Below are 8,258 nucleotides of genomic sequence, written 5' to 3'. Positions count from 1 at the left end.
ACGGTGATGCTGATTGGCGCAGTCTTCGCCGCCCCTATCGCACCTTGGCTCGCGAGCAACGCTCGAAGCCGCTTGTCAGGGCCCACTGTTGCGGTCCTACGTATCTGCACCCTTTGGCCGCTATTCCTCGCCGCCGTAATCTCACTTGGCGCCGCTTCCTACAGTCCGTTCATTTATTTCCGGTTTTGAACTATGGCACCCAGCAACCCCCACATCTCGCGTGACACTGCATCTCCCGGCCGCCGCAGTGCCTTTGTCTCAGCGACGCTCATGCTAGCGGTTTTGACCGGGATCGGGCTATCCACTGTAGTTGAGATGTTCGACGGGCCAGGATCGCCGCGCGAGGAACGGACCGCGCCGACACCGGCTACACCTTTGAGCCTTGATGCGCTGGCTGCGTTCCCTGGCGCGGCAAAATATTACGTGGCTGAACGCTACGCTTTGAAAGAACGATTTATCGCACTAAACGCCGAGGCCAAGCTTAGGTTATTCGGCCATTCGCCTTATCCAAAAGTGCTGGTCGGACGAAACAAGACGCTGTTCCTCGGTGACGATGCCGCTGTTGCCGGTGCCCAAGGAGCAACGCCAGCGCCGCGGGCATCTGACACAGCTTGGCTAGCGCTATTTAACGCCATGGATGCGGCCTTCGCCGCGCGCAATGTACCACTGATTCAAATCATTGCCCCCGACAAGAATACCGTGCTGCCCGAGCTCTTACCACCTTGGCTTACTCTGGCATCGACGCCTCGGGTATCCGTCATTGTAGCGCAACTCCAAGACCTCTCTGGTCCACACCCCGTTGATCTCGCCCGTTACTTTGCGCAAATCCGCCGAACTAATCAGGATGCCAGCCTCTATCATCGGACAGATACTCACTGGACTGAGTTCGGCGCAGCACTTGCCATGGACGCAAATCTCGCGCCCTTACTGGAGCCAACGCCCGGACTACCACCGCTCACCTCACCAGAAAGGGCAGACCACGGTGGAGATCTCGCACGAATGATCGGCCAACAAGACGAAATCAATGACCTGGCCCCGCGCATCCCTCGCCCGGCAAGACTGTCGTGCGCAACGCCTGAAGGCGCAGCGGTGGAGCTAGCTTCAATCGACCCCCTGCCGACAGCTCGTTTCACCTGCCATAATCCTTTGGCCCCAGCCAACCACGCGCTGGTGTTCATGGACAGCTTTGGTATGGCCGCATCGCCGCGGTTAGTCCAAATCTTCCGCCAAGTCGATTTTGTGTGGAACGACACGGTAGATATGGCGCTAGTCGATGAGATACGCCCCGACATCACAATCCGGATTATGGTAGCGCGCAAACTACAATCCGCTGATCCTGCGCAAATGCTGCGCGGCGAATGATTGGGCTTCGCGTCCTCGCCCCAGTAGCTCTGGCTATCTCTTTTGGCATTGCATTCGGGCTAAGCACAGGCAGTTTTCGCTCATCAATCTCAGTAGCCTCTTCGCCGCTAGTTTGCCGACCGAGCGCCCCAACTCTAGCAGAGGCTCACCACTACGGTGCCTCGATATTGATGTTCGGGAATAGCCAAATCTACGATGGCAATTGGAATCTAGGGCTTACTCTACCGATTAATTGCGCCCGCCAGGGGCTAACTGCACGAGCAGCAATCAATCTCGTCCCTACCTTACCCGTCATTGACCCAGACGCAATTTTACTGGGGTTCGGTGCGGTAGAGGTGCTCCAAGCGGGATCAGCAGTAAACCCAGCGACATTCGAGTATGAGTTGACCACATTGGTCGAAGCAATGGCGGCGCGCTGGCCTAAGGCCCGAATACTAGTGGCGACGGTTCCACCGATGCGCAGGCAATTACTGCCTACCACGCGGGGGTCGGCGGCGACGACAGCAACCGCCCTATCGGAAGCAGCCCGCGCAGTTGCGGCTGCCCAAACTGGAACACGGCTGATCGACTTGTCTAATATTCTACCCGTCGACGCTGATGGATTAATGGAAGCGATGACGCACGATGGCGTGCACCTAACGCCAGCAGCCTATGCGCTTTGGTCCGCCAAAATTGCCGACGAGGTTGCCGCGGCACTGCGCTGACCCCGATTAAATGCTATAATCCGGCCCCTCCCTCTCAATACCTCGCTGCCGCTCTAGAACCCGTTCGCGCTCCAGCACGCGCTGCCGTTCCCGGTCCTGCTCCGTCAGGTCCGCCCCGGCGCTCTCGACGTTGCGCTCGATCTCAACACTCCGGTCCTCACCCCGGCTTTCTCGCGCGGCCTGTAACCGCTCAAGGGCGCTCTGCGGCTCCTGCTCCTTCCCACGCGCTGCGCGGGCAGCCTGTAGCCGCTCCAGCGCCGTCTCCGGGGCGCGGGTGAAGCCAAGCGCCGCCGCGCGCTCCTGCACCCGGTCCAGCGCCCGCTCCAGCCATTCGCGGGCCTGCGCCTGGAACTCCAGGGCCACCTCGCGGACCTGAAGGCCGATCTCGCGCACCTCCTGCCAGCGATCGGAAGCCGGCGTGGCGATCCCGCGCCGCATCATGCTCCACCCACGGGCACCGACGTCGGGCAGGGGCGGGCGGTCCAGCTCCACGGCCCGCGCCATCTCCGCGACGTGGACCCGCTCGTCGCCGTTGCGCTCGGCCGCATAGGCGCGCTCAAGCGCCTCCTCGCGCTGCGCCTCCAGCGTGCGGTGATCGACCCGCTCGTGGACATTGCAGTGCTCAAGGGTGTGGTTGACGTGATCGGCCCAGGACGAGCGCCAGTCTACCAGCAGCTCCCTGGCGTTCCAGTCGCGGTTCTTGGCTCCGAACCCCTGCGCGCCAATCTCGCGGGTGGTCAGCATGATATGCGCGTGATGGTTCCGCTGGTCGCCCTCACGCCCCGGGGCGTGAAGGGCGATGTCAGCGACCATGCCGCGGGCGACGAACTGCGCCTGAACGAACCCGCGCACCAGATCGCGGTTCTGTTCCGGCGTCAGCTCGGAAGGCAGGGCCACGCGCACCTCGCGGCTGACCTGCGCATCCTTGCGCCGCTCGACCGCCTCGACGGCGTTCCACAGCGACGCCCGGTCGCGCGCCCAGTCCGGCGCGTGCTCGGGGGCAAGGATCTCGGTGTGCAGGACGCCGTCTTTGCGGGTGTAGTCGTGCACCTCGCCGGTGCGCAGATCGACGACACGCTCTGCAGCGCGATAAGCGCTCGCGGCGGTCGCGGACCGCCCCTTGCTGCGGGAGATCACAGAGGCATCAAAATGATAAATCGCCATGATCGCCCTCTTGGCTTGGTTTCGAAAGGATGCGCAGCGGTCCTTCGCTCACACGTCGCTTGCGACGTATAGGTGAGCACTTCGTGCTACCAGCCCTTTACCCACACCTCGGCGCTTGCTACCAGAGCACAACCCTAAGGAGCACGCAATGAAGACCATAGACCAGCAGATTGCATCCGCTCAGGACAAGCTCTCCCGCCTCAAGTCAAAGAAAAAATCCACCGACACCCGTGTGAAGATCATCGCAGGCGCTGTCGTCGTCAAAGCCGCCATGGAAAGCCCCGAGGCCGCAGCAAAGCTGGCGGGCCTGCTCCGCGAACGGGTGACACGGGATCTCGACGTCAAAGACATTCAGCCGCTTCTGGCAGATCTCGACAGAAAGGCAGCACGCAATGGCTGATCGGACAAACCCTGCCGCCCCCACGCCCCAGGACGAAATGCTGGAAGCCCTCGTCTCCGTCACGGCAGAGAACACCACCACGCTGATCGACGTGCAGCATCAGGCGGCGGCAACGGCGGCCTCCGTGAAGGAGGCCCGCACCTACATGGCGACAGTCGTCAAAAACACCGACTGGGAAGCGAACGGTAAGAAAATTTCCGCCATCCTGGACAAGGCCATGCGGGAGGATCGCGCAGCCCTGAATTCCGCCGGAGAGGCCGCACGCGAAATGCGGGACGTATCTGTCGGCCTCTCGCACAAGGTCAGCGCGGCAGCTGAGGCTCAACAGGACGCCAGCAGAACCTTCCACAGCGCCACAGAGCGGCTCCTGGGCGTCATGGAGGCCCATCAGGCGGGCAAGTGGCGCAGAGTGGGCGTGATGGCCCTCATAGCGGCGCTCTGTGGCGCTGTGGGCTTCTTTGCGATAGGACCGGCGAACAGGTACGAAATTCTTTGGGATGCTCGAGACGCGCTCAAGATCAACGCACATGGGCCAGATTGCGATATCCTCAACGGTCAGCACTACACGAACGAGGACGTTCAGCGGCGTGGATGCGTGGTTTGGGAAAACGTGGCGCAGTGAACCCGTTACTGTGGCCATCCCTCGTCAGGCCAGTCACGGGACGTGTGGATTACCCGTACGATTGCGACAGCCTCCACACCGTTGTGCGGCATGAGCGCATAGGCGATGACGTAGGGCAGACCCGTCACGGATTTTTCATAGGTGCCCGTCACCCGCCCGGTGCGCCCGGTCGGCATTTCGCCAAGGGCCATTGCCGTGCGGTCCACAGCATCAGCAACACGGCGGGCAGCTGTGAGATTCTCAGATGCGATGTAGGCCAGCTGATCAGTAAGGTCGGCAAGAGCATCGGTGGACCAACGGACCGGTCGCCTCACGCCGCCCCGCCGGATACCGCATCGATTTTGCGCCGTATGGAGGCCATCGCGTCGTCATGGCTCACCGTCCGACCGGCCTCTACGTCCGCTAGACCGTGCTCGATGCCTTCGATGATCGCCAGTTCACGGTCCACGTAGGTTTCTACCGCCTCTGCCGCCAGAAAGGATCGGCTGCGACGTGTTCCGTCTGCCAATCTCCCCAGCTTCGCCTTAAGCTGCGGATCGAGCCGGATCGTCAGTGTGGTGCTGGCGGTCATCTCATCACCCTCTGAGCATGTGTACATCTGAACACATACACTGCCTCAAGGTTTTCGTAAATATTGGATCAAGCAAAAAGCCTAGTGTTAATAGTGTTACCTACGGAGTATGTTACGGGCCCAAAAACAGCCTGTAAAATACTGTTTTATAGTACATAAATTGACACGTCGGTTCCGAAACTAACGAACTTAGGTTCCGAAACTAACGAACTTAGGTTCCGAAACTAACGAACTAACTTCGCTCAAAGTTGGGTCCTGATATAACGAACTTGACGAGCTTGATGCGCTACCTGATGCTGGTTCCTGATCTAACGAATTTATCCAAGGCGACTTAGATGCCCCTTCTACCCGACAGACATCCCCAAAAGGATTTCTTCATCCTCGACATTTCAGATGTCGTACCAAAGGACGACATGGCTTCGATGGAGCATCCGCTGTTCTCGCTCGCCACCAAACCAGACATGCGGCACCTCGAATACCGTGGCGGCGACAACCGATTAAAAATCGTGCCGTCCGGGGTAGGTCTGCCCACAATCTTCGACAAAGACATTCTGATTTTCTGCGTGAGCCAGCTCATGCACCGCAAGAACCGGGGCGAGAAGATCGGCAAGCGAGTTCGTTTTAGCGCCCGCGAACTGATGATTACCACCAACCGCAAGACGGGTGGGGTCGAATATCAGCGACTGGAGCAAGCCTTTCAACGGCTCATCGGCACAACCTTCCAAACCGATATTCAGACAGGGAACAGACGAGAAACACGATTTTTCAGCCTGATTGAATCAGGCAGCGGGTTTGTCATGAAGGGCGAGGGAAAATGGCGACTCGACTACTGCGAGGTCATCCTGTCCGACTGGGTGATGCGCGCAATCGAAGGCGATGAAGTCGTAACAATCTCAAACGATTATTTTCGCCTCCGTCGTCCGCTTGAACGACGCTTGTATGAGATCGGTCGTAAGCACTGTGGGGGTCAGCCAAAGTGGCAGATCGGCCTCGCTAAACTTCAGGAAAAGACTGGTAGCAACGCCCCCCTCAAGAAGTTTCGACTCAACCTTCGCCAGATCATCGCCGACGATCACACGCCTTTCTATCGAATCGAGTTGACGGGCGATGATCTCGTGATTTTCCGGCCCCGTACTACGAAAACACAGATCGCGCCCGCAATTATCCTGCCTGACTGGGCCGAGGAAAAGGCGCGCGCTTTGGCGAGGGAAAAGGGTCGGGACTACCATGCCCTTCGAGCTGATTGGCTGGCCTTTGCGCAGGCAGAAACGGCCAAAGGGAACCCGCCGAAAAATGCGGGTGCCGCCTTCGTGGCCTACTGCGGAAAACAGAACAGCTTAAGATAGCTCCTACGATGCAGAAATACGCCTTTTCTGCGATGGTTTGCGTAGTTTAGAAATCGTGACACACTGGTCACACTGACTGGTCATGAGCAGTCAAGAAAACCAATAATGACCACGAGGAAAACCGGGCATGACCATGACACTGAATGAAGCGGCCAAGTCCTGTCGCAAGGCAAAGGCAACAGTTCTAAAAGCCATAAAAGACGGGCGATTAAGTGCTCCAAAAGATGCTCAAGGACGGTACGAAATTGATCCGTCTGAACTACATAGAGCGTTCCCCCTGACCACCGTTGACCAGTCAGAAAAACCGACACTTACCTCCACTCCTGACCACGAAAACCGCATTGAAATTGAACGGTTACGCGCCGAGCTTAAAGCCGCAAACACCCTATCTGAAAACATGGCTGAGACTGTGGCAGACCTTCGCGAACGCCTTGACCGCGAGGGCGAAGAACGCCGCCAGTTGACCGCAATGTTGACCGATCAACGGACGGGGCAGGGGGCAAAGCGTGGTTTGTTTAGATTCCTGCGATCAACATAGCTACAGACATGCCACAAACCTTCAAAAACCCTCATAGTTTGGCAGGGTGTTTTGGCAGGTCTAACTCAGTGATCCACCCCAAGACGGCAAAAAGTACCGAAAACGAGCGTTTTTGAACATTTATGAGTTGCGGGCTTGCGAAATTAGCTAAAGTTATCTTAATTTCAATTTTCCCCGTGCGGAAATTATTTTACGGCAATAAGATACTAAAAAATTACAGCAGCAAGGCTTTGTATCTATATGTTTTTTACAAAAACGTCATTATCCGTTGAAAAATGCATGCTTCATGACCCTATTGCTGCACAGATAAAATCTGGCATAAGAATCTTATAAATGGTTTTTTCCGAACCCACGTTCCTTTTCCTTTTTTTGCCCGCCTGTCTCATGGCCTATTTGGCGGTGCGAGGCATCTGGCGTAATCACCTGTTGCTTGCCGCGAGCTTGGTCTTCTATGCTTGGGGCGATCCAAAGCACCTGCTGGTGCTGCTGAGCTCCATCGCGTTGAACTACGCCTTCGGCCTCGCCATAGAGTCTGAAGCTGTACGCGGAGGCAGAACGCGGGGTCTGCTTGCTTTCGGCATAGCTGCCAACCTCGTCATCCTTGCTGTCTTCAAATATCTAGGCTTCATTCTGGACAACCTTGGCGTTTCTAATGCCTACGACATCGCTCCTGGTCTACCCATTGGCATCTCGTTCTTTACCTTTCAGGCGCTATCATACCTAGTTGACCTGCAGGCCCGCCGCATTGAGGTTCAGCGTAGCCCCTTGCGGCTTGCGCTTTACATCTCAATGTTTCCACAGCTGATCGCGGGGCCGATCGTTCGCTACTCTGAAGTCGAGGCAGAACTAACTGAACGACACACTAGCCAAGGCGATATAGCCGCAGGCATGCAACGTTTCGTAACTGGGCTCGCCAAGAAAGCGCTCATCGCAGATCCGATGGGACTGACCGCAGACACCATATTCTCCATCCCCGCCGGAGGTCTCGGACCTGAAACTGCTTGGTTAGGCGTGTTGGCATATACTCTGCAAATCTATTTTGATTTTTCGGCCTATTCCGATATGGCTATAGGCTTGGGGCGTATATTCGGCTTCCGTTTCCCTGAGAACTTCAATTATCCTTACGCCGCCTGCTCAATTACTGATTTCTGGCGGCGATGGCACATGACGCTATCAAGATGGTTTCGCGATTACCTATACATTCCCCTAGGCGGCAATCGGGAAGGGCCAATCCGCACGTATGTGAATTTAGGCATAGTTTTTCTCGCTACGGGTATATGGCACGGAGCAGCTTGGACCTTTATCTTCTGGGGTGTTTGGCATGGGGCATTCTTGGTGCTAGAGCGCAGCTTCCTTGGAAGCTGGCTTGCTAAAACGCCAGACGTAGTTACGCGGCTTTACCTGCTAAGCGCAGTAATCATGGGCTGGGTTCCATTTCGCGCCGACGGCTTCAGTCAGGCAATAGAGTTTTGGTCCGCCATGCTGCTTGGGACCACCGGCCCTAACGCAGCACTTTATCCGCTCGCCCGTTATTTCGACGGCTACGTACTA

Annotated in this window: 10 protein-coding genes; 7 read left to right on the top strand and 3 right to left on the bottom strand. The window is 57.3% G+C overall.

Annotation, left to right across the window (positions count from 1 at the left end; genetic code table 11):
• Window positions 1-375: 375 nt before the first annotated feature.
• Both ACOI1H_RS21915 and ACOI1H_RS21910 read left to right on the top strand, forming a co-directional pair.
• Window positions 376-1,362 (top strand): alginate O-acetyltransferase AlgX-related protein, encoded by a 987-nt coding sequence (locus ACOI1H_RS21915; protein WP_422440168.1) that lies wholly within the window; start codon window positions 376-378, stop codon window positions 1,360-1,362.
• Window positions 1,359-2,066, top strand: coding sequence for an SGNH/GDSL hydrolase family protein (locus ACOI1H_RS21910; RefSeq protein ID WP_422440167.1), 708 nt, complete (start codon window positions 1,359-1,361; stop codon window positions 2,064-2,066). The genes ACOI1H_RS21915 and ACOI1H_RS21910 overlap by 4 nt, the downstream gene beginning before the upstream one ends.
• A 6-nt stretch (window positions 2,067-2,072) precedes the next feature.
• Here ACOI1H_RS21910 and mobQ read toward each other — a convergent pair whose 3' ends face one another.
• A complete protein-coding gene (gene mobQ / locus ACOI1H_RS21905; RefSeq protein WP_422440165.1) occupies window positions 2,073-3,230 on the bottom strand; it encodes a MobQ family relaxase in 1,158 nt (385 codons plus the stop codon).
• Between the two features lie 148 nt (window positions 3,231-3,378).
• Between mobQ and ACOI1H_RS21900 the strand changes: the two genes are divergently transcribed.
• Both ACOI1H_RS21900 and ACOI1H_RS21895 read left to right on the top strand, forming a co-directional pair.
• Window positions 3,379-3,630, top strand: coding sequence for a hypothetical protein (locus tag ACOI1H_RS21900; RefSeq protein ID WP_422440164.1), 252 nt, complete (start codon window positions 3,379-3,381; stop codon window positions 3,628-3,630).
• Window positions 3,631-3,667: 37 nt separating this feature from the next.
• Window positions 3,668-4,252 carry a hypothetical protein gene (locus ACOI1H_RS21895; protein ID WP_422440162.1) on the top strand — a complete coding sequence of 195 codons (585 nt, stop codon included), beginning with the start codon at window positions 3,668-3,670 and terminating at the stop codon, window positions 4,250-4,252.
• A 5-nt stretch (window positions 4,253-4,257) separates the two neighbouring features.
• Here the strand turns inward: ACOI1H_RS21895 and ACOI1H_RS21890 are convergent, their stop codons facing one another.
• Both ACOI1H_RS21890 and ACOI1H_RS21885 read right to left on the bottom strand, forming a co-directional pair.
• Window positions 4,258-4,566 carry a type II toxin-antitoxin system RelE/ParE family toxin gene (locus ACOI1H_RS21890; protein WP_422440161.1) on the bottom strand — a complete coding sequence of 103 codons (309 nt, stop codon included), beginning with the start codon at window positions 4,564-4,566 and terminating at the stop codon, window positions 4,258-4,260.
• Window positions 4,563-4,823, bottom strand: coding sequence for a CopG family ribbon-helix-helix protein (locus ACOI1H_RS21885; RefSeq protein WP_422440159.1), 261 nt, complete (start codon window positions 4,821-4,823; stop codon window positions 4,563-4,565). Before ACOI1H_RS21885 ends, ACOI1H_RS21890 begins: the two co-directional genes overlap by 4 nt.
• A gap of 335 nt (window positions 4,824-5,158) precedes the next feature.
• Between ACOI1H_RS21885 and ACOI1H_RS21880 the strand changes: the two genes are divergently transcribed.
• From ACOI1H_RS21880 to ACOI1H_RS21870, 3 genes are all read left to right on the top strand, one after another.
• Window positions 5,159-6,169: a replication initiator protein A gene (locus ACOI1H_RS21880; protein WP_422440157.1), complete on the top strand. Its 1,011-nt coding sequence runs from the start codon at window positions 5,159-5,161 to the stop codon at window positions 6,167-6,169.
• 127 nt (window positions 6,170-6,296) lie between these two features.
• Window positions 6,297-6,707, top strand: coding sequence for a hypothetical protein (locus ACOI1H_RS21875; RefSeq protein ID WP_422440155.1), 411 nt, complete (start codon window positions 6,297-6,299; stop codon window positions 6,705-6,707).
• A gap of 333 nt (window positions 6,708-7,040) precedes the next feature.
• The coding region (locus ACOI1H_RS21870; RefSeq protein ID WP_422440153.1) for an MBOAT family O-acyltransferase at window positions 7,041-8,258 on the top strand (1,218 nt) is incomplete at its 3' end.

Source organism: Loktanella sp. DJP18 (assembly GCF_049310965.1).
Classification (GTDB): Bacteria; Pseudomonadota; Alphaproteobacteria; order Rhodobacterales; family Rhodobacteraceae; genus Loktanella.
This window is presented reverse-complemented; position numbering and strand designations above follow the sequence as displayed.